General features: G+C 59.6%; 15 protein-coding genes, 1 tRNA gene and 1 pseudogene. 6 read left to right on the plus strand and 11 right to left on the minus strand.

What is annotated here, in order from left to right:
• Positions 1–34: 34 nt before the first annotated feature.
• Genes A5483_RS06235 through A5483_RS06255 form a run of 5 tightly spaced genes read right to left on the minus strand, consistent with a single transcriptional unit; the run spans position 35 to position 4,899 of the window.
• Entirely contained in the window at positions 35–820 is a 786-nt protein-coding gene (locus A5483_RS06235) for an ABC transporter ATP-binding protein (protein WP_002548369.1), read from the minus strand.
• Positions 820–1,629 (minus strand): ATP-binding cassette domain-containing protein, encoded by an 810-nt coding sequence (locus tag A5483_RS06240; RefSeq protein WP_063811253.1) that lies wholly within the window; start codon positions 1,627–1,629, stop codon positions 820–822. Before A5483_RS06240 ends, A5483_RS06235 begins: the two co-directional genes overlap by 1 nt.
• The gene (locus tag A5483_RS06245) at positions 1,629–2,441 is read right to left on the minus strand and encodes an ABC transporter permease (protein WP_063811254.1); all 813 of its coding nucleotides are present in this window, start codon (positions 2,439–2,441) and stop codon (positions 1,629–1,631) included. Before A5483_RS06245 ends, A5483_RS06240 begins: the two co-directional genes overlap by 1 nt.
• Complete coding sequence (locus A5483_RS06250; RefSeq protein WP_063811255.1) at positions 2,438–3,415, minus strand: ABC transporter permease; 978 nt, start codon at positions 3,413–3,415, stop codon at positions 2,438–2,440. The genes A5483_RS06245 and A5483_RS06250 overlap by 4 nt, the downstream gene beginning before the upstream one ends.
• Positions 3,412–4,899 (minus strand): ABC transporter substrate-binding protein, encoded by a 1,488-nt coding sequence (locus A5483_RS06255; protein WP_063811256.1) that lies wholly within the window; start codon positions 4,897–4,899, stop codon positions 3,412–3,414. The genes A5483_RS06250 and A5483_RS06255 overlap by 4 nt, the downstream gene beginning before the upstream one ends.
• Positions 4,900–5,096: 197 nt before the next feature.
• Here A5483_RS06255 and A5483_RS06260 point away from each other — a divergent pair.
• Positions 5,097–5,170: transfer RNA gene (locus A5483_RS06260), tRNA-Met, on the plus strand.
• A 337-nt stretch (positions 5,171–5,507) separates the two neighbouring features.
• Here the strand turns inward: A5483_RS06260 and A5483_RS06265 are convergent.
• From A5483_RS06265 to A5483_RS06275, 3 genes are all read right to left on the minus strand, one after another.
• Complete coding sequence (locus A5483_RS06265; RefSeq protein WP_176607854.1) at positions 5,508–5,993, minus strand: universal stress protein; 486 nt, start codon at positions 5,991–5,993, stop codon at positions 5,508–5,510.
• A gap of 162 nt (positions 5,994–6,155) precedes the next feature.
• Positions 6,156–6,695 carry a PPA1309 family protein gene (locus A5483_RS06270; protein ID WP_193790445.1) on the minus strand — a complete coding sequence of 180 codons (540 nt, stop codon included), beginning with the start codon at positions 6,693–6,695 and terminating at the stop codon, positions 6,156–6,158.
• Positions 6,696–6,712: 17 nt separating this feature from the next.
• Positions 6,713–7,861 (minus strand): YlbL family protein, encoded by a 1,149-nt coding sequence (locus A5483_RS06275; protein ID WP_063811259.1) that lies wholly within the window; start codon positions 7,859–7,861, stop codon positions 6,713–6,715.
• Between the two features lie 86 nt (positions 7,862–7,947).
• Between A5483_RS06275 and A5483_RS06280 the strand changes: the two genes are divergently transcribed.
• Positions 7,948–9,309 carry a zinc-dependent metalloprotease gene (locus A5483_RS06280; protein WP_063811260.1) on the plus strand — a complete coding sequence of 454 codons (1,362 nt, stop codon included), beginning with the start codon at positions 7,948–7,950 and terminating at the stop codon, positions 9,307–9,309.
• Here A5483_RS06280 and A5483_RS06285 read toward each other — a convergent pair.
• Complete coding sequence (locus A5483_RS06285) at positions 9,297–9,923, minus strand: M48 metallopeptidase family protein (protein WP_063811334.1); 627 nt, start codon at positions 9,921–9,923, stop codon at positions 9,297–9,299. The two genes, A5483_RS06280 and A5483_RS06285, sit on opposite strands and share 13 nt — an antisense overlap.
• A gap of 117 nt (positions 9,924–10,040) precedes the next feature.
• Here A5483_RS06285 and A5483_RS12385 point away from each other — a divergent pair.
• Positions 10,041–11,003: pseudogene (locus A5483_RS12385) on the plus strand (hypothetical protein).
• Here A5483_RS12385 and A5483_RS06300 read toward each other — a convergent pair.
• Complete coding sequence (locus A5483_RS06300; protein ID WP_063811335.1) at positions 10,949–13,069, minus strand: ATP-dependent DNA helicase UvrD2; 2,121 nt, start codon at positions 13,067–13,069, stop codon at positions 10,949–10,951. The pseudogene A5483_RS12385 and the gene A5483_RS06300 overlap by 55 nt on opposite strands.
• Positions 13,070–13,216: 147 nt before the next feature.
• Between A5483_RS06300 and A5483_RS06305 the strand changes: the two genes are divergently transcribed.
• From A5483_RS06305 to recD, 3 genes are read left to right on the plus strand one after another with little or no spacing between them, the layout of a single operon-like run.
• Positions 13,217–16,366, plus strand: coding sequence for an exodeoxyribonuclease V subunit gamma (locus tag A5483_RS06305; protein ID WP_063811262.1), 3,150 nt, complete (start codon positions 13,217–13,219; stop codon positions 16,364–16,366).
• Entirely contained in the window at positions 16,363–19,602 is a 3,240-nt protein-coding gene (locus tag A5483_RS06310; protein WP_063811263.1) for a UvrD-helicase domain-containing protein, read from the plus strand. The genes A5483_RS06305 and A5483_RS06310 overlap by 4 nt, the downstream gene beginning before the upstream one ends.
• Positions 19,595–21,481: an exodeoxyribonuclease V subunit alpha gene (gene recD, locus A5483_RS06315; protein ID WP_063811264.1), complete on the plus strand. Its 1,887-nt coding sequence runs from the start codon at positions 19,595–19,597 to the stop codon at positions 21,479–21,481. The genes A5483_RS06310 and recD overlap by 8 nt, the downstream gene beginning before the upstream one ends.
• A 37-nt stretch (positions 21,482–21,518) precedes the next feature.
• On the opposite strand, the gene nudC is transcribed toward recD, so the two are convergent.
• The gene (gene nudC, locus A5483_RS06320) at positions 21,519–22,415 is read right to left on the minus strand and encodes an NAD(+) diphosphatase (protein WP_063811265.1); all 897 of its coding nucleotides are present in this window, start codon (positions 22,413–22,415) and stop codon (positions 21,519–21,521) included.
• Between the last annotated feature and the right edge of the window lie 19 nt (positions 22,416–22,434).

Genomic DNA, 22,434 nt, shown 5'->3' on the forward strand with positions numbered 1-22,434 from the left:
GAGTATTGACGAAGTGGGCCGACGCGCCCCATTGTCAGTCGGTAGAACCGTCTACGCGAATGCGTGGGATCGCTGCCAACAGCTCCTGAGTAACCTCATGTTGCGGATCGCCATACACGTCCGCGAGCGGACCGCGCTCAATGACCCGCCCGCTGCTCATGACAACAACCGTGTCGCACAGATGTCGCACGACGCCCAGGTCATGGGACACGAAGACCATCGTCAGACCGCGTTCCCTCACCAGGTCATTGAGCAAGTTAAGGACCTGGGCCCGCACCGACACATCGAGCGCAGATACGGGTTCGTCAGCAAGTAAGACATCAGGCTCAGTAACCAAGGCCCTAGCAATGGCGATGCGTTGACGCTGGCCACCGGAGAATTCGTGTGGGAAGCGGTTGGCAGATTCAGGATCAAGGCCGACGTCAGTCATGGCCTTCGCCAACCTGTCCTTGCGCTGTTGGCGAGTCGTTGGTCGTGCAACCGGCGACCGCAACGGCTCAGTGATCGCTTTCCCAACACTCATGCGAGGGTCAAGGGAGGACTGTGGATCTTGAAACACCATCGCAGCGGACCGCCGAAGCTCGCGGATGGTACGGGCATCAGTGAGAGATTGTCCCCTAAAACGAACAGTCCCAGAATCTGGCTGCTGTAGTGCCATCATCACTTTAAGCAGGGTGGACTTTCCAGCGCCCGACCCCCCGACCACACCTAGCCGCTCTCCCGCGTCGACATGTAGCGAGACGCCGTCAAGAGCATTGATGCCTCTCTTGCGCGATCCCAGGTGCAGGCGCAGATCCTCAACCTCGATCTGAGTGGTCATCAATCCTCCAACACGATTGTCGCCCCAGGCTCGACAAGGTCGAGTCGGGCAGCTCGCAGCAGACGTCGAGTGTACGGATGCTCAGGGTCAGACAGCAGCTCGCGTGCTGACCCGGCCTCGACGACCCTGCCCGAGGTCATAACGATGAGGTCGCGACAGATGTGCGAGACAACTGCTAGGTCGTGAGTAATGAATAGGCATGCAGCCCCAACCGAGTCGAGCACCTCGTCAATGGTGGCCAGTACCTGAGACTGCACGGTGACGTCCAGGGCAGTCGTTGGCTCGTCGCAAATGAGTAAATCTGGTGAATTCACCAACGCCATAGCAAGCAAAACCCGTTGACGCTGGCCACCAGAGAGCTGATGCGGGTAGGAATCCGCCACCCTGGCCGGATCCTCAATACCGACCTGCTCAAGCATCTCAAGAACACGTCGACGGGCATGACCGCGGGTGACACAACGGTGCAATAGCGGCACCTCGCCTACCTGCCGACCAACCTTCATAGTTGGGTCCAGGGCCGTCATGGGTTCCTGAAAAACCATTCCGATGCTGCTGCCCCGAAGGGCTGACATGGCGTGGTCCGAAGCTCCTAGCAGCTCCTCACCGCGCCAGCGCACCGAACCAGACACGTGTGCGTTACCCGGCAGCAGGCCCATAATCGCCAGGGCTGTGACGGATTTACCCGACCCAGACTCACCGATGAGCCCGAGCCGCTCACCGGCGTCCAGAGACCAACTTACGTGGTCGACGGCGACGTGTCGGTGCCGTCCGAAGTCGACGACTAGGTCATTAACCTCTAGCAAAGACATCAACGAACCTCCCTCAAACGCGGGTCGAGGAAGTCCCGCAATCCGTCACCAAGGAGGGTAAATCCCATCACGGCTGCCGCGATAGCCACGGCTGGTGCCACAGTCAACCAGGGTGAATCGAAAAGGTAGACCTGCGAGTCCCGCAGCATACGTCCCCAGGTCGGTACGGTAGCCGGTGTCGCCAAACCAAGGTAGCTCAGTGCAGCTTCGGCCAAGATCGCCGTGCCATAGGAGACAGACGCCTGCACCCCGATCAATGGGGCAATATTGGGAAGCACGTGGGTGCAGGCCACTGACCTCCATGCCATCCCGGAGCTACGCGCCGCAACCACGTAGTCCTGCGCAAGGATCTGGCGGCTGGCAGTTCGCGTGATTCGCGCAAACACTGGCACCGTCGACACCCCGATCGCGACCATTCCCGTCAGCGTCGATCCGCCTACGGCAGCGGCCAAGATAATGGCAAGCAGCAAGGCTGGAAAAGCGTAGAGAAGATCTGCAGCGCGTCCAACGAATGTTGACCATGGACGAGGCAACATTGCCGAAGTAATCCCCCACGGCACCCCGATACCAGCCGCTATAAGCACTGAGACTACGCCAACGAGCAGGCAGGTCCGGGCACCCACAAGCATCCGCGAGGCAATATCGGAACCGAATCCGTCAGTTCCTAACCAGTGCTGCCCATTAGGCCCCATCAGCCGTTCAGCTGGGACGACAAGGTTAGGGTCGTGCGGAGTCCACACCGCAGAAACGACCCCCGCGATGACGACGAGTCCGACCAGCACACATCCAATAACCAGACCTGTTCGCCTCATGAATGTTCCTCCTGGACACCGCGGACTGTCGTTCGCAAGCGTGGATCGAGAACGACGACGATGAGATCCGTGAAGTAGGAGATGACCATCACAATGGCCACAATGACCATGACGACGTCGCTCACAACGAGCAAGTCGCGGGTACTAACTGCGTCGAGAAGATACGACCCAAGACCAGGAATGACGAACACTTCCTCAACAACGATGGCACCGACGAGCATCGCGCTGGCCTGAAGTCCGAGCACGGTGGCCAAACTAATCGAGGCATTGCGCAACCCATGACGATGCAGAGCCGGCCACAGCCGCCACCCGGCCGCCCGTGCCGTCCGCATGTGATCGTCGGCCAATACATCAATGAAAGCGCTGCGCACATACCGCGTCATGACGGCTGCCTGAACGATCGAAAGAGACAAGACTGGCAAGACGAGGTGTGCCGCCCATTCACCGGCGTCCTCATGCAAGGGGACGTAGCCGCCAGCCGGTAACCAACCGAGAGTCACCGCGAACAGCAAAATGAGCAGTATGCCAGCTAAGAAGGCAGGAATGCTCATCAAGATCTGAGACAGCGCCGAAGCCACAAAGCCGCGACCTTCCCGACGATGCACGGCCGCATAAGCCCCTACCGGTAAGCAAACCAGCAAAGCCAGTGCCAGGGACAAACCAACTAACCAGCCGGTCACGGCAAGACGAGAAGCAATCTGCGGGCCGATAGGTTCGGCCGAGACGATTGAGGTGCCAAGGTCGCCCCGCACCAGGGAGCTGATCCAGTCCCAATATCGCTGAGGCCAAGGAAGATCGAGCCCAAGTCGGGAGCGCACCACAGCAGCAGCCTTGGGGTCAGCATTAGCGCCAAGAATGACCTGAGCGACATCCCCCGGTAGCAAACTGAGCAGCGCAAAAACCACCAGAGAAGCTACGATCAGCCACACCAGCAGTTCCCCGAGAGGGATTAAGACGCGTTTGAAGAGGGTCACTTCGACCTCCTCACCTTAGTCAGATCGAAACTCATTGACGTCGAGTTGCGTTGCAAACCGGCGATACCGGACTTACTGATGGTGATCTTCGGCATGAGGAAAAGGAACCCGCCGGCAGCGTCAGTGGCCAGAATTCGGCTCGCCTGCATCATCGTCTCGTTGGCGCGATCAGCCGGACCGGTGCGCGCCGACTCAATGAGACGGTTGAACTCCTTATTGCGGTAGCGCCAGTAATAATCCGGGTTGGCCCAGTTGACAATGTCGCGAGCCTCAACATGAGCGACAATCGTGAGGTCGTAATCCGCATGGGTGTAAACCACATCGAGCCAACGGGCAGGAAACTCTAGCTCGTCGGTGACGACGTTGATGCCAACCTGCGCGAGCTCAGAGGCCACTACTCTGGATGCTGCAGTCGCGTAGGGCAGCGCGGCGGTACGAAGCCTAAGCGTGAGGCCGTGGGCATACCCGGCTTCAGCGAGCAATTTGCGCGCCCGCGCCGGATCATGTGGCCAGGTGTGAGACAGATCGGTGTACCAGGGGTCCGTGGGAGGAACCATCGATCCAATGAGAGTTCCCTGCCCGTTCCACACGACGTCAAGCAGACCCTTCCGGTCGATCGCCATGAGGATAGCCTGACGCACCCGTCGGTCTGCGAGGGCCTTCGACGTGTTGTTCATTCCGAGGACGACCTCGCCGTTGGTGGTCCCACGCAGCACCCGGTAATTGGGGTTACCAGTAAACCGGGATAAGGCCTGCGGGGTCGTCATGTCGGAGACCACGTCGAGATCCCCCGACAGCAGAGCTGCCGTCTGAGACGTCGGGTCAGAGTAGTAAGCGAAGCGGACGGTGGGGCGATTCCCCTCGTGCCAAGGGCGCGGAGACGGAGACAAGGTCACCGAGTGCCCGGGGGTGAACTCAGTGACGACATACGGCCCAGACCCTTGGGGCCGGGTAGCTAGGTCCTTCGTCGCCGGATGGATGACTACGCCCGACGTACTGGCCAGATTGAACAGCAGGAAGTTGTCGCGGTTCGATAGATCGAGGATGACGGTGGAGTCATCCGGGGTACGAATAGCCTTAATTGCGGCCAGGCTAGCCTGGTTCACCGGACTTGCTGACTTACCCCTCATACGCTCCAGGGAAGCCTTAACGGCAGCCGAAGTCACCCGGGCGCCGGACGCAAATCGGGCATCGGGGTCGAGGTGAAAGGTGAGTCGGAGCCCGTCATCAGAGAGTGTCCACGACTTCGCCAACAACCCGACGAGCTTGCCCGAATCGTCAACCCGGATGAGGGTCTCATAGACGTTATAGAGCAGAACCTGCGGAATAGCCGCGGCCGCGTTGGACACTAGATCAAGAGTCGGAGGCGCCACTGTCGCCCCGATGGTGAGTACGTTGTCGTCAGTCGACTGGCAACCGGCGATTCCTGTGGCCGACAAAGCTACCGCAACGGCTAACCCTGCAGCTTTCAGCTGGTCTCGCATCGTCTCGTCATGCCCCCTTTGGGCTCGGTGCCTTGCCGGCGAGCATAGACCTCCCGTGCGCTTTACGCGAACCCTCGAGATCAATCTCATCAGGCGTCCCGGAATGAGCATCCACCACTCTTTGGGGCATCCCGAACGGGCCTTCCCGGACCTGATTTGTGTTGCATCGCTGTGATCTGTATAGTGTGACGAGTCGACGCGGGGTGGAGCAGTTCGGTAGCTCGCCGGGCTCATAACCCGGAGGTCACAGGTTCAAATCCTGTCCCCGCTACCGCTTAAAGGCCGGTTCACAAGGAGAGATTCTTGCGAACCGGCCTTCGTCACATCCGGGGCTTGTCACAATTTCTAACGACATGGGATCCAGTTAGTGGTGCAGCTCAAGCCGCGGTATGAGGGCATCAGTTCCCAACGCAGCTGAAGGCTCAACACCGACACGTATCGGGTGACCACCAGACGTTTTATGAGGACGGATTCGTATCCCACCGCATGCCGGTTCTGCAAGAACGTGCGTACGGCGCGCCCCGACGCTAGTCCAGCACCAAGCCCTTCGAGAGATGCCGGAACTCCGATGCGGTAGCGACAAGCAGTGGCCCGCGATCCTGCTGCTATCACGGACAGAGCGGGTGTTCCCAGTCCTCACCTCGAAGCGGCACGATGATGACCGGCCGCAACTGGCGGCGTCCCAACTGCACCGCAACCGAACCATCCAGCCATTCCTGAAGACCGGCACGAAACCCTGGCCTGCGGGTACCGAGGACAAAACATCCAGCGTTGATGGTGTGAGCTAGATGCGCTAACTGCTGATCCGGCAAGCCGGACAGACATACCAGATCCCAATCCACCTCCGGGTAGTCAGACATGAAAGCGTCGAGAGCGCTGTAAATAGCTGACTTGGCAGCTTCCATCGAAGTCCGCTGCGCAATCGGGTCAAGGGGATGGCTGGCGTCAGGATTCGACGGGCTGGAGACTCGGTCGGTTGCCACATGCGCGAAAACAATCTTGCTGCCCATGGCCTTCGCGTACTCGACGCCCGTCTCCAACACCGGCTTCGGGATGCCCGGCAAGATCGCCACGATCACAGGCCGACACTTCATCGTTCCGCGAGGTGAGCGCTGATACTTTCCAGGCGCGCAACGCAGCCCGTCGTCGGTCTGGTCCTGAACACAGACTGGCTGATGATCCGTCATGATCGTCTCCTAGATGAGGCGGCACCACCGCGCACATTACCGATCACAAGGCGATTCCGCGTCAAGTCGTCAGCGCAGCGTCGCCAGCACCGCTGATTCCAGGGCAGGCACCAAGTCGATCGAGCCAAGAAGTTCGTCGGGGTGCTCGACAAGACGCGCGACACCGTAGTGGCTTCCATCTCGAAGCGCTCCGGCCACCACCCGAACTTCTTGGCGTTTCGGATGAGCAGCTACAAACGCTGCGGCTTTGTCCGGATCGTTAGGCATCTCGTCAGCGCAATCGTCCGGTAGGAAGATCCTTTCGACGCAGATGGCAGCCCCGTCTACAGCGTCACCCCACGTCGTAGTCGCAAGGGCCTGAGCAAGGTCCTCACCGGGGCGAAAGTCGTCCTGCTCGATACTGGACAAGCTGTCAGGGTTACCGATGGCGAGCTGGCCGGCCAGCGCTGGCTCAGCCTTCACGAGATCGACAGTACGCACCAACGCGAATAGACGAGGCGGACCACCCCGGCTCGACGACGCAACAAACCTCTCAATCTCGGTCAAGCACGCAATCAAGGCGTCATCTGCCGACTCTGAAGCTCCCGGTGCAGTCTGGGACTCTTGCATCTCCACGTCCTGGTCACTTAGCAATGTGGTACTCCCGTTCCCCCGGCACGGATTTTCTGGATAGCAGCGATGGCATCCTTGAGACTCGACACTTTGACCAGTCTCATGGATGTCTCAACCCCGCTAAGGTCGCGACAGTTACCGGACGGGACAAGAAAGATCTTCGCACCGTCGCGCTCGGCTCCCGCTACCTTCTCTTGAATGCCGCCAATAGCGACGACGTTGCCGTCTGGAGAAATGCTGCCAGTTCCTGCGATCCGCAGCGAACCTATGAGGTCGTTGGGGGCCACCATTTGGTAAATCGACAGGGCCATCGCAAGCCCGGCAGACGGGCCGACGATGTCTCCAGGAATGCTATAGGTGATCGTCGGGCTATACCGGTAGCCCGTATCGATGGTGATACCAACTGCCGGAGCGCGTCGGTCGCTTACTGACGAGACGCTCGTCACCGCAACAGTTTTCGCAACCGAATTGCGCAGAACGACAAATACGACGGTGTCCCCCACCACGTGCTTCCGGACGGCCTTGCCCACATCGAGGAGGGACGCCACTGGTTGTCCATCCACTTTCTCAATGAGGTCTCCGGGCATCAGCTTTCCGTGCGCCGGACCAGCAGCACTGACAGCATTGACCATGGGCATCTCAGCGACAGGCTGACCGGCAGCTCGTAGAGCGGCCACGGCGGCGTCACGCTGCGACGTGTCCATCATGTAGGACTCGTCAGCATCGACCTGCTGAGGAGAACGTCCCGGCGGATAAACAGCCTCCCGCTGGAGGACGTCATGGTCTGCGCGCAGATGGGCGACTAACGCCTCGGCCAGGCTGAGACGTGAATCAGCACGAGTTATAGAGACAGTCGTCATCCGCATCTCGCCCTCGCTGTGCCGAGTAGTCAAGCCGTCGATCTGAATCATTGGCTTGCCCCGTTCGTTCGTCGAGAGCAAATTCACGGTCTGGCCGGGAGACCGCGCGACGAACGGGGTCGGAACGAGAATTAGGGCCAGAACGCATAGCAACACGACGAGGGCCGACGAGATCGCCGCCCAGCGAGTAGGGAAACGCACTGTTGGTCGGATTTCAGTCTCGACCGTTGATATCTGGTTGGCGGATGCGCCAGGATCATGCGCCTGCGACGGGGGCGTGGTCGGCTCGGACATGGTAGCCATGCTAGCCGTCGCGGACGATGACTTTTCCACGACAGCGACGGCCCTAGACTTGGCTGAGACACCACGACGAGCGAACGGAGACGGGAATGAACAACGGACCCCAGAACCCTGGGCAACCCGACCCCGAGGAGCTGGCTGAGCAATTGCGCCGCATGATGCAGCAGTTAGGCCTGCCCGCCAACGGTGACCTCACCTCATTTGTGACCCAGTTCTCACAGATGTTCGGATCCGGTAATTCGGTGGGATTCGGCATGCCCGAGGCAAATCCGAGTGATGGACCAGTCGACTGGTCTCACATCAAAGACATGGCTAGGCACATCACCGCTTCTTATGGCCCTGACCCAGCGCCAGGCCAGCAGGAGCGCACGGCTTTACTCGACGCGTCCCGTCTCGCAGAAACCTGGCTCGACCGCGAATGCGAGTTCGCCCAGGTAAACGTCCAGCCAGCGTGCTGGAGCCGTGCAGAGTGGATTGAACATACCTTCCCGTCCTGGCAGTCCGTCGTCGAGCCAGTGCTGGTCTCCCTCACAGAAGCGATGACCGGGCTGATGTCCCCGGGCGGCCCCAACGACCCGATGGCCGCACTCACCCAGATAATGGGCCCGGTGCTACGCAGGATGTCGGCAATGCTGTACGGAGCCCAGTTGGCTCAGGGATTTGGGGAGCTATCGACCTCAACAGTTACCGGCACCGAGATTGGTTTGCAGGTGCTACCGGTACCCCAAGTCGTCATCCTCCCCACGAACATCGCCGCCGCGTGGAATGACCTGGACCTTGATCCCAGGGACGTAGAACTTTATCTCGTGCTGCGTGAATCTGCTCGTCAGCGCCTGTTCAACACGGTGAGCTGGCTTGGGCCGCAACTGCTGGCCCTGGTCGAACATTATGCCCGCGAGATCCGCATCGATTCTTCGGCTATTGAAGATGCCATCGACATTGACGACCTCTCCCAGCTGACGCCGCAAAAAGCCCAGGAAATGTCGGAGCGTTTACGGGGGCGTCTCTTTGAACCGACCCGCACGCCGGAGCAGGAGGGTGTGCTTCAGCGTCTAGAGACCTTGCTGGCGCTCATTGAGGGATGGGTTGATGAGGTCACCTCCCAGGTTGCTCGCACCTGGCTTCCCAGTCACGATCAGCTTGCCGAAGCAGTGCGGCGTCGTCGTGCCACGTCCGGCCCTGCGGAGGTCTTTTTCCAGTCTTTACTCGGTCTCGAGTTGCGTCCCCGCCGGGTGCGCGACGCCGCAAATCTGTGGGCGGCGCTGCGTGAGGCCCGAGGAACGGTTGGCCGCGACCAAGTCTGGAACCACCCCGACCTCGTTCCCACTGCCGCCGACCTTGACGATCCATTGGGTTATGTCTCGGGAGATCGCCAGGAACCTTTGAAGGGCGGCGACGATCTCGACGCCGAGCTAGAAAAGCTGCTGCGAGACCAGGGTCACGATGACTGATCCGTGGGGCTATTGTCGGGATCGTTTTTGGTGTTATTAGCTTCCCCAGAGATAGCCCACTGAAAGCCAGTCAGAAAACCCTCCGCTCGTTCGGTGCTAGGAAAGCCGGCAAGCAATTCGTAGAATCGTTGATTGTGATGGTCCTCTACGAGGTGGCAAAGCTCGTGGGCTAAGACATGATCGATGACCCAATCGGGGAATCCGATCATGCGGTCAGACAACCTAATCTGACCGGTCGACGGCGTGCATGAACCCCAACGAGTGTTCTGATTGGACACCCACCGCACGGATGCCGGCTCAACCACGTCATTTACCCGCGGGTTGAGATATTTCTGGCACAACCGATGGGCGCGTCGGGTCAGTTCCTCGTCGCTGTCGTGGTGTCGCCGGCGAGCATCGGACTTCGTCACCTTGTCCACCAGCTCCATCACTTGACGGTCCTGACCAGCCTTACTCATGCCTAGGGGCACCATGACGAGAACGGACGTCCCCTCCATCCTGGCGCTCAACGTGCGACGACGACGAGCACTGCGTCGAATGATGATCTCGGGCCTACCGTTTTGCGCCTCGATAATCTCGTCCGGAACTGCCCTGTGAGCCATAGCATCCATCATGCCGGGCGAGAAGGACACTTTTGGCGCCACGGGCGACGCATGAAGTTGACGAGATCTAGCGCCTGCCCTACATTGAAAACAGCCCCCGGATCTCGGATGTGCAGGGGAAGGCACATCGTGATGGTCCGGGGGCTCTCATCTACCGTGTGTATCGTACCGGGGCCAGCTGTGGCCGCATGTCTGACGATGTGTTGTCCCAACGCCATGACGTGTTGTCCGAGTGGTTCGAGTTGTTGCCCATCTTCTTCGTAGTGTTGCCCGTCTCCTTGCCGGAACTTACGTAACCACCCACAGCTTGGGAACACTCAGGCTATGCATGTTGAACTTGATTGTCCTTGGACCTCGGTTTCAGGCGGGTTGCGCCTCCTCGCTCCGGATGGCCGCTCCTTCCGGCTACGCGGTGCGACGGCCAGCGCCGATGGGCGCGTCGATGTCCCAGCAGATGTTGCGCGTCATCTATATGAAGCGGGCGTAGCCACCGAACCCTGCGATCTTCGCGTGGCGGTCGTCAGCGATCATGGCTGCTCCGACGATCTGGTGCGAGGCCTTATCGCGCGACGCATCGATGTCGCAACGTGGGTAAAAGCGCCTGGCCCTACTAACACCCGCAACCTTCGTCGCGTCAGTGGGCATACCAATCCTGACGTCCATGTCGTCGTTATCTGCCCCCGGACCCTCCTCGGAGGCCGTGACGTAGCTGAGCAATGTCATCGCGCGGCAATCCCGTCGGTCGTCGCATGGGGACGTCATCACTGGGCCGTACTCGGCCCCATCAACGATGGCAGCCCTGGATGCCAGCATTGTGCCGACATGGCGATGGCCGCCCGCGACCCTGACTGGGTGGCGATGGCTCGCAGTATGACCGAAGGCAGCCACGACCCTGCGGTCACCGAGTGGCTCGTCAATCGGATCGAAAATGCTGCACTATCTATCCGCGATTCGACGGTCTCCCGTCAGCCGAAGACCTTCCATGTGCGCACCATTGCCGGCGAACGCAGCATTGAGGTGCCAGCCCAACCTGGATGTCACTGTTGGTTGTCCGAAGAGCCGTGCAACACCTTGATCAGATCAGCCGCGTAAAGATCGGCCTTGCGTCTACCAATTCCTGGAACCTGCAACAAACCTTCCAAGGAATCAGGCCGTTTTTCCGCAACGCTCAGCAAGGTGGCGTCCGTGAGAATGACGAAGCCAGGCACTCGATCGGCTTGCGCGCGCTCCCTGCGCCAGTGCCGCAACCTCTCGACGAGATCTGGGTCGACCCCAACCTCGCAAGCAAGGTGATGGCCGAGTTTCCGGTCTCTGGCTGCGGTAAGCGCCTTGCCACATACCGAGCAGACAATGATCGTGGTACGACGTCTCCGACGATGTTCCCGGGGCCTATTCGTCACCTCCCCCGTGCCAGGCAGACCACGCAAGAATCGCGAGATCCCTTGCCGATCCCGATTCCCACCAGACCACGAGTACGAAACCCATAGGTCTCGTCGTGCCCGAGTCACACCAACATGCAATAAACGACGTTCCGAAGCCATCTCAGCCGGAGCTTCAGCCATGACGAAGGGCACCATCGTGTCACTCATGCCATAAAGGGCTACGACATCCCATTCGAGCCCCTTGGATGCATGCAAGGTCGCCAGAGTAACGCCGTCGCCAACCGGTGCCTCCTGGGTGGCAGCCCGACGGGAAAACATGGCTGCCAGCCCTTCCAGCGTCGTCGTCCCATCGTTAACAACCGAGACCGCCAGGTCGTGCAGAACTTGCAACGATTCCCACCGCTGCCTGACATCGCCCTCTCCCTCGGGTGCGGTAGCCGACCAGCCTTGAGCCGTGAGTATCCGATCAAAGGCTGGCACTGGATCAGCACCCGGCTCATCAGCAACAAGCCGGACCAAAGCGTCAAGGCTGCGTCGCACCTCAGCCCTCTCATAGAAACGCTCAGAACCCTTCACCAGATATGGAATGGACCTCTGGGCTAGCGCGGTCTCAAGATGGGCTGCCTGAGAATGAATCCGGTACAAAACGGCAATCTCAGACCATGGGATTCCAGCAGCATGGCGCGACTCAACCCACATCGCTACAGCTGCAGCCTCGGAAGCATCGTCACCGAGAGCTTGATAGACAGGCTCGGGGCCGGACCGCCCCCGCGAAACCAATGTAACTCCCCTGCCATGTTCCGGAGCCTCCGCTGGAGTCATACGGTTGACAAGAACTTCATTGGCCAACCGAATAATCTCAGGAGTGGAGCGGTAGTTGCGAACCAAATCGATACGTTTAGCGCCAGGATGATCAGCAACGAAGTTGAGGAGGTAATCGGCTCGAGCACCCGCATAGGAGTGAATGGCCTGGTGCGGATCCCCTACGACGCATACGTCATTTCTATCGCCGAACCACAGTTCGAGCAACCGGTGTTGCAGCGGAGAGACATCCTGATATTCGTCAACAACGAAATGTTGGTACCGGGTCCGAATTTCCTCGGTGATGTCACGGTGCTGAACCAGTAATCCTACCGCGCATAACAGAATATCGTCTAAATCGATAACGCAGCGTTCCCTCTTCACAGCCTCGTATCCGGCCAGGACACGCCCTACATCAGTTGCCGAGACCCCCGCCACAACCCGGCCTTCCGCCCTGGCCAAAGACGCGTATTGATCAGTGGGCACATTCGAGACCTTTGCCCACGAGATTTCGGCGGACAAGTCACGCAGCAGCGCCTTGTCATTGCCCAGGCCAATGCGACGGGTTGCCTCCGCCACCATCGAGAAACGGGAATCACTCACCGGCGGCAATTCACAGTTATATGCGCGTGGCCAGAAAAACTTGATCTGCCGCAGCGCCGCAGAATGAATAGTGCGAGCTTGCACACCAACAACCCCGAGATCGGCAAGTCGACCCTTCATTGTACCGGCTGCCTTGGTCGTGAAAGTGACCGCGAGGGTACGACGTGGATCGAGCTTTCCCGTCGCCGCACCGTAGGCGATGCGATGCGTAATAGCACGAGTCTTACCTGTCCCAGCACCAGCTATGACACACACCGGAACATCGAAGGTCTTCGCAACCTTGACCTGTTCGGGATCCAGTGCCGCCAGAATCGTAGCTGCAGATCGGGTTCTCACAGCGATCACCATAAGACCCATGACCGACAGCAATATGTCGCTGTGGTCATCGTGCATGTTCCGCTCATGTGCCACAGCTAGCCCATCAACCTGTCATGCCTTACCCCTAGATTGACCACTCAGTTCGACTAGACTGACCACTCAGTTCGACAGTAGGTCGAGCTATCACGAGGAGGTGCGTCGATGGCCGGTGTGGTGAAGGTCGTCCATTCCTGGCGCCACGTCAGTGACGCCGTCGTAGCAGCCTTATCGGAACCGATCACCGATCAATTCGTCCGGCCGACTCTGGTTACTCCCAGCAATGCTCAGTCTCGGTCCCTGCTGCAATCCCTTGCTTGTCGCCGTGGAATCGCCGCCGGTATCGATGCAACGACACCGCAGGGGCTACGAGCGCGACTCGAGGAAGATCTCCTTGGAATTGAGCGGGAAACCGATCCGTGGCAGCCCGGGCCCCTCGCCCTGCGTATCTGCCGCCTCATTGAGACCAATCGCCCTGGCTTTGAGGTTGTTTCAGCTCATCTGGAGGCCAGCCGTCAACAGGGGGTGCCGCGCGCAGCATGGACAACTGCACGACAAGCCGCAGACGCGATCTGCGCACTAGCTCGCGACTCGCACGAGGTTTTGACTGCCTGGGCTGACGTTGCGTCCCCCACATCCCGTCGGGGCGACACTGACCTTGCAGGTGACCCGTTGGATCCGGCTCGTGCATGGTGGGCCCCGCTGTGGCGTGCCCTCCTCGCCGAGCCGTGCCACGTTCCTGATCCCGTGAGCCGGCACCAGCTCCTCGTTGACGCGATACTCACTCAAGCACAGCCCGAGCCACCAATCGTGTGGTTTTCATCGACGGCCGTAGCTCAGCACGACGTGAGTTTAGCGGAGGCGTTGTCGGCATCACGTGATGTCACCATCGTCCATCTCGATCATGACGTTGATGACGCTGATCCGTGGCACACCTTTGACCGGGTGCGCTCTGCCACTACCGCGCGGTGGACATCGTCTGCTATCCACACAGCACACAGCACTACGGATGCCCGCGGGGAGCTGCCGGCAGTCGAAATGCACGAGTGTCACGGAGCTGATCGCCAGGCCGAAGTAGTGCGCGATGTGGTATGCGCCGCTCTCGCTGATTACCCAGCCTTAGAGCCCAGGGACATCGTCGTCATATGTTGCGGACGCCAAGACACCGCCGACCTTCTTTCTGCTGGGGCTTTAGCAGACATCGATCACCCCGCACATCAGTTACGGTTCACGCCCCCTCCGCAACGTGAACATGTTAATCCCGTCACTGAAGCGGTGACGACCGTCTTGGGCTTGGCCTCCTCACGTGCCACGGGACGAGACTTGCTCAGCCTGTGCGCCATGCCTGCGGTGCGGACTCGATTCGGATTCTCCGATGACGATCAGGAGGCCATTGAACGGTTGGTGAGCCAGGCCGACATCCGGTGGGGAGTTGACCCTGCCGCAAGGGAACAGGTAGGGCTGGGCCGGATCAGGCAATCGACCTGGCTGGCTGGCATCGAAAGGATGCTTCTCGCCATCGCGATGTCGGCTACGCCACCAACCTATCTGGGGACAGTTACGCCGATTACTGACGTCGGATCAACAACAATCCCCCTCGTCGGGAAACTCGCTGAACTCGTATCCCGCATGCGCAAGGCTTTTCTCGACACTGAAACACCTGCCTCGATTGCCACCTGGAAAAGCCGGGTTAACCAGATCGTAGACAACCTTACTGCTGCTCCAGCTGAGGCTCCTCGATCGGCGCTACAGACTATCGCCCTGCTGACGGGCCTGGAAGGCGTCGTAGAAGACAGGGAGTTTGACCGCCAGGAGATCATCGACCTCCTTAACTGGCTCTCAAACATCCCTCGTGAGCGGTACAGCTGGTTCGATGGATCGATTCAGGTGTGCCGTCCAGGTGAGCTTACCCCTGTCGACCACGAAGTCGTGATTGTCGTCGACCCCGATCAAGAAATCATTCATGCCGATCCCCTTCGAGGTTTGCGAGATCAAAGTCTCGATCCGGCTGTCAAAGCACGACAAGACCTTCTCGACACCGCTGTGTCGGCCAGAACCCTCCTGATCGTCGTAAGGCAGGCGCGTAGCCCTGTGAGTAACCTCCCCGTGCTGCCAGGCCCCTTTACGACAACCCTCTCCCAAGCTCTCGAGCTGCAGTCCGCAACACCGCGTCGCGTTGTTCACGGTTTGCAACCATTCTCTGTCGATGAATTCTCTGATCACAGTGGCACCGCTTGGAGCGGATTCGACGACGCCGCGGCCGCAGCGGCACAGTGTCATGCTGGATCACGGCCTCGGCCTCGACGTGTCATCTTGCCCCCGGTGACCGAATTGCCTGAATCCCGGATGTCCCCTACTGATCTCACCCTCGCTCTGTCTCACCCGGCGCGAACGCTCTTACGAGCCCGGGCTGGGGCACCAGCTAGTGAAAGATCTACCGAGCTTCCGGTCGACCTGCCACTTGCACCCAGCGCATTGGACAAATACTGGATACGCTCCCGGATCCTGGCTGATTTGGAACACGGTTGTCTGCCAGACGACGCGAGCAATGCCGAACGGCTCCGCGGCTCTACTCCTCCCGGACACCTGGGCCAACGTATCGTCACCAAGTTGGCTGACGAAGCGTCGGATATTTACCAGAAGGCCATTCGGCTCCGCGGTGACCAAGACGAGCAATTCATCGAAATTAACCTCGATCTCGATGGGGGCAACAGCCCCCAATTGCTATGGTCTGACGGACTCATTGTCGATCCCATGCATCCAGTTCACCTGCGCGGCCGAGTCGGTGTGAGAAACCATCAGATTGTCCACGCTGTCGCGTCCCGGGCGAATGCTAGACCGCTCCTCGGCCTGTGGGTCGATCTGCTTGCTGTGACCGTCGCAACTGAGGAACCCGGGTGGTTTGGAGTCCTTGTCCCGAAGGGCGACCCCCTACCGATAGCTGCCCCAGCGCCTGGCGATGCTCGTGACATCCTGGCTGGACTCGCCCGAATCGCCTGGTGGAGCAACCAGCAACTCATCCCATTGCCTGTGAAAGTGGCACATGCGCTCGCCGGATTATCCCCCATGGCGAGTAGCGACTACCGCACTGGAGCCAGCTCCCTCCAGGTGCAGTGGTCGCGGGAGCGGGATCCAAACTGGGCGGCATTTTTGGGGCCCGATGTGGGTGAGCTCAACGCCCGCTGCCATGAGTTAGGTACCACCTTGGAGGAACTGTCTGGATGGCTTTTCGATCCGATTAAGCTGGCGTCTAAAAGGATTAAGTCTTCGCAACCGATGTTGGCACAGTTTTTGAATTCGGGGAGGATGGCATGACCACCGAGGCCTCCTTTGACATTACTAAACCGCTGCCGCAAGGGACCGTCCTGCTGGCAGCAAGCGCCGGGACTGGAAAGACATGGACCATCTCAGCGGTGTGCGCGAAAGCTATCGCCACTGGCATGGTTCACATGGAGAACCTCCTTCTGGTGACCTTCAACCGATCAGCTGCCCGTGAGTTGCACGGACGAGTCTACGAGCGTCTTCTTAACACCCGCTTGCTGCTAGCAGGCTCCCGAGAGCCTTCTGACCCCTGCGATGAGTCGCTACTCGAACTTGGGCGGGAAGGACTCGCACGTGTGGAATCTGCTCTCGACACCTTCGACAGAGCGGTGATCACTACCACCCACGAATTCGCGTCCCGAATGCTTGTGGAGTTAGGAGCGTTGTCAGACCACGACCCGTCCTCAGCACTGATGACTGATCTCACCCCCCTAGCAACCGAGGTATCCGATGACCACTACCTGGCCCAATATCTCGACTGTGACTGGCCGCCCTCAGTGCACGAAAAACGCAAGCTATCTCGAGACGTCGCGGTGAAATACGGCGAAGTCCCGATCTCCTCCGAGGAGGGCGCAGAGACGTCCTCGCAAGACGTGCTGTGGGCTCAGTCAGTACGAGAAGACGTTCGAAGGCGCTCCAAATCACGGGCAGTTCATACCTTCGACGATCTTATTGGCGATCTTGTCGGGGCTCTTCGTGACCCGTACCGTGGCCCGCTAGCTTGCGCAACACTTGCTCACCGGTTTGAACTCGTCATGGTTGACGAGTTTCAAGACACTGATCCCCTGCAATGGGAAATACTGCGGCGAGCCTTCCATGGCCACAGCAACCTTTGGCTGATTGGAGACCCAAAGCAGTCGATCTATGCCTTCCGAGGGGCTGACGTCCACGCTTACCAAGACGCGGCCCGATCTGCCAGCCATGTCCTCCATCTCGACGTCAACTACCGAGCTGATAAGCCCATCGTCGAGGCCGTTAATACTCTTTTTGGCAACGCCCAGCTGGGCCACGGTGTCCCAATGGAACCGGTAACAGCCCATCATCAGGAATCTCGAATTAAGACAGCGGCCACCGATGGACCGCGCTACCACTGGTCTCAACCTTTCCAGATCCGCTGCCTCCAAGCCCCTGCCGACGCGCAGCAGGATACGGCGGACTCCGATCAATTCGTCGCTGAAGACCTCGTTAATCAGGTAGTCATGATGCTCGAGGGCGGAACGGTCATTGCCGATGACGACGATGAGGAACGGCCACTTTGCCCCAACGACATCGCGATCCTGGTGCGAACACGTCGCAGGGGTGCCGAACTTGCGACGGCGCTATCACAGGCCCATCAGCCTGCAGTATTCTCTGGCGCCTCACCGGTGTGGTCATCTCAAGCGACCGAAGATCTCATAACCTTGCTCGAGGCTCTCGAGAATACCGATGAGAGGCTGCGAACCAGGCTGTACCTGTCTGACCTCATCGGTGCAACGCCAGCCGATTTGGCAGTATCCGATTCGCGGGTGCGCTCTGATCTGGCGATTGACCTGGCTCGCTGGTCGAGTACCTGGACGATGACGGGGGTGTGGGGAACGGTTGAGGCTGCTCTTCACCGCCCCGGTGTGTTGGTGCGTCTGGTGAGCATGGCAGGAGGTGAGCGATACGTCACCGATCTGCGTCAGGTGGCACAAAAAGCGCATGTTGCGGCCTGTGAAGGAAGATTGACGGCGGCGGCAACCGCAGCGTGGATCCGCGAGCAACAGCAGCTACCGGGAGACGACGACCCCCGTCGCCTTGATAGTGACCAACAGGCTGTTAGGGTCATGACCATCCATGAGGCAAAAGGGCTGGGATTCCCCGTCGTGTTATTGCCTGACATTGCCGACGGATGGGCGCCGAGAAAGAGCGCCAGTGGTCCGATCGTGTGGCACGACGGGCAACGGCGCGTGTTGAGCATCAGTTCGCAGGCAACCGATCGTTCCATAGCACTCGAGAGCCACGAAGAGGACGAGCGGGGCGAGAACCTTCGCCTGCTATATGTCGCCCTCACCCGCGCCCGATCTGCTGTACGGCTATGGTGGTCTCCTTGCAATCGGCGAAATCAGTGGTCCGCCTTCCAACGCCTCGTCGAGATGGACCGTACGACGGGCGAGCTTGGCCTTGGCACTGCCAAGACCAACCCGGGAACTCTCCCCTGGCTCAACTCCGGACCGATTGCAACAGCAATAGCTCCGGCTAACCAGAAGCTCCTTACCCGAACGGTCAGCGCCCAGGCTCGTGCCTACGCTAACCCCAGGACGCTAACGCGACCACTCGACACCGCGTTTGTCCGAACTTCATATTCAGGGCTGACGGCCAACCTCCACACAGCTGCAGCGGCACCTACGACTAACACCCTCATCGACGAACCCGTTGACGGCGAGTCTGTCGATGACACGACCCCCGGTCTGTGTGGGTTGCCCGGAGGAACCTCCTTCGGCACCCTGGTTCACACGGTCCTTGAATACATCGACACCACGGCTGCCGACCTCTCCGGTGAGGTACTTTCAATCACCCGTAGAACCCTTCGCACATCGCCTCTACCAGACGTTCCATCAGCTGAGCTCGCCACCGGTTTGGAGCAAGTACTTCATAGTGATCTCGGGCCCTTGGCCCCGGGAATGACTCTGGCAGATTTTTCCCCGGCGGATCGACTGGCAGAGATGAATTTCGAACTTGCCATGACCCAATCCGGACAATCGGCAACTATCACAGATTTAGCGTCTCTCCTCTGCGATCCGGGCCTGGTGCCACCCGAGGACCCCATCAGCGGCTACGGCGAAATACTTGCTCACGTCCCCAATGGTGACAAAGCGCTGCGCGGCTTCCTCACGGGTTCGATCGATGCGGTTCTGAGGCGACCCGATGGTCGTCATCTAGTTGTCGATTACAAAACGAATCGGATTCCTGGAGTCCACAGGCTCAGTCCTCATATGTATGACGTACGCGCGATGAGGGCCATGATGTTCAGCTCTCACTACCCACTGCAAGGATTGTTGTATTCGGCTGCCTTGCATCGATTCCTCGCATCGAGCCTGCCTGGGTACGACCCTGCAACCCATCTCGGCCCTATCGGCTACCTTTTTGTTCGAGGTATGGCTGATCGTCCAGTACCCGACGGCGAGATGCCCGACGGAGTTTTTACCTGGCATCCGAAGCCTGAACTCATTGAGGCGATCAGCGAGCGATTGGGAGGTCTCCATGACTGACCTCGTACCGGTAGGAGCAGGGCCCCGGCTTGAGCCCTTCGCCCGAGCTGGAGTCCTCGAAGCCAGTGACATTCATTTAGCCAATCTGGTGTGCCGCATCGGCGGCGAGACCAACTCCGACGTCAGCCTCGCCATCGCTTTATCGTGCCGTGAGCTTCGGCGCGGTTCGGTCTTCTGGGACCCTCATGAGATCGCAGACGTCGTCCGTCGTCAGATTCTTGATCCTGCTATTCCAGACATCGACAGCAGCGATCAGGCAGCCCTTTTCGCGGAATTGGAATGGCCACATCCAAGCGAGTGGCTGTCGATGTTAGAGGCTAGTCCCGTCATTGCTGGTCGTGATGATCCGCTCAACCAGTTGCCAGCTCGTCTTGACGAGGGTCTGGTCTACCTAGAGAAATACTGGCAAGCAGAACACGATGTCGCTCGCGATCTCGCTGCCCTCGCTGCGGATCCACCAAGCCAAGGCCCAGTGTTCGCCGACGATGTTGTTTCCGGCGTCCGTGATGCGCTAGAAGCCTCCGGAACCCCGCTGGATCCAGCCCAAGCCGATGCTGCCGTCGCAGCAGTTACGCACCGCATTAGTGTGCTTGCAGGTGGCCCCGGAACCGGTAAGACAACCACGGTATGTGCCCTCTTAGCTGCCTTGCAACAGGCTGACCCTCATCTTGGAGCCGTGGCTCTTGCCGCTCCCAGCGGCAAAGCGGCCGCACGCCTGCGTGATTCAGTTTCGCAGGTCTCCAAACGAATGCCTGATGACCTGAAACCAATTGTTGCTGACGCGACTACTGTCCACTCACTGCTGAAATGGCAAGGGCCGGGAACCTCATTCGGATATGACGAGCAGCACAAGCTTCCATTCGGAGTCGTCGTTGTCGACGAGGCGTCAATGCTTTCTCTGCCTCTAGCCGCTAGCCTCCTGTCTGCAATCGGCCCTGGAACCCGCCTGATCCTCGTCGGGGACCCGGGGCAGCTTGTCTCGGTGGACGCCGGTAGTGTCTTGGCTGACATCGTTTCGTCGGCTGATGCCCTCCACACGCGGCTTCCTGTCACGATCCTCACCCGCAACCACCGCTCGGGAGGAGATATCGCACAACTGTCGGAGGCGGTACGCGAGGGAGACAAGAGCGCTGCGTTGGACGTATTGGCGACGGCTGCTGAAGTGACACATGGCTCACCTTCCCTCGACGGCCTCGTTAGAGACAGCGATCATCGCAGCATTACGTGGATCGACGCTGACCCGGCGAGTATCACCATGGCCGATCTTCCGGCGGTAGCGGAGGTGATTGCACGCACCGGGGCAAGAATGCTTGAGCTCGCCCTAGCCGGCGACGACGCTGCTACTCTCAAACTCGCCGACGACCACCGGTTGTTGTGCGCTCACCGAGAGGGGCCATACGGAGTAGCTGAGTGGTCTCAGCGTATGGTTGCTGTGCTTTCAGATGTCTTGCCTGGCATTGACCAAAGCCGGTGGGCTCTCGGCGAAACTGCGATAGTGACGCACAACCTTGCGCAGCTGGGAGTCAATAACGGTGACTGCGGCGTCGTCGTTGAAACAAGGCCCGTCCCCACGGTGGCTCTACCCGGACCCGGTGGAGCACCCAGACGGTTGCCCTGTTCCCTCATCCCATCGCTGCAACCCCTGCAGGCCATGACGATTCACAAAGCGCAGGGCAGCCAGTTCAAGGACGTGACGGTAGTCCTGCCACCGCCCGACTCGCCCCTCCTCTCTCGTGAGTTGCTTTATACCGCCATCACGCGGGCACGTGAGCACCTCACCGTGGTGGGCACAAGGGAGTCTGTGGAGCGGGCGATTGATAGAGCTAATGATCGACGTTCTGGGATACAGCGCCGTTGGGAAGAGAATCGCACGTTCTGATGAGACCAAGCTTCCAAGGTCGATGGGCTGTTCACCCTCAGTGGGCTGATAGGTCAAACCCGCTCTCTGGCTCCGGGAGTCGGTTCTCCACCCACGCGTCAATAAGAGCTCTTGCTATGGATAGGGTCGGCGGTAACCGCAGACACCCGGCATCGACCTGGTCGGATACTTCCTGACGGCTGAGAAAATCAGCCTCTGCTAGTTCATCGTGGCCGACATCGATGGTTCCGGTCGCCCGAGCTACGTAGCCGAACATGAGCGATCGGGGGAACGGCCATGCCTGCGATCCGATGTAGCATGCCGAGGTGATTGTCAGAGTTGTTTCCTCGGCAACTTCGCGCACCACAGCATGCTCTGCCGGCTCGCCGGCCTCGACGAATCCAGCCAACACCGACCTGCGATGCGGCTCCCAGGAACGTTGACGGGCAAGGACGATGCGGTCCTCGTCGTCCAGAACTGCGGTAATAATTGCCGGGTCTATACGTGGGAATACGTGATGACCCTGGGGACAGACCCGAGCCGGCCCACCGCTCGTAATGCGGGTGGTCTGTCCACATCGCGGGCATAGCGGGTTGCTCTCATGCCAGGCCAGTGTTGCAACCGCCGACATGACGAGTTCCCGATCAACCGGAACAAGATCAACCGCGCGCAAACTCCGAGCTTCCGGGCGCGGCTCACTAGTACGCCGGGCGAACCAGGGCACACCATCAATGACACCAAGCAGTAGATCGTGCTGATCGTCGCGCTCGCCCTCAGTCGGAACCGCGACCACCCGGCCGTGAGCTAAGACGACCTTGTCATAGGGATCAATAAGCAATAATCGGGCAGCCGGATCATCCCACCGAGCCCGATTTGCTTCGCTATCGTCCCGATCGGCATGACAGCGATCTAATAACGGTCGCCCGACGATCTGGGTATCACTGGTCCTACTCACGGCGCCCCCTCAGCCCGTT

This window comes from Cutibacterium namnetense, assembly GCF_001642025.1.
Classification (GTDB): domain Bacteria; phylum Actinomycetota; class Actinomycetes; order Propionibacteriales; family Propionibacteriaceae; genus Cutibacterium; species Cutibacterium namnetense.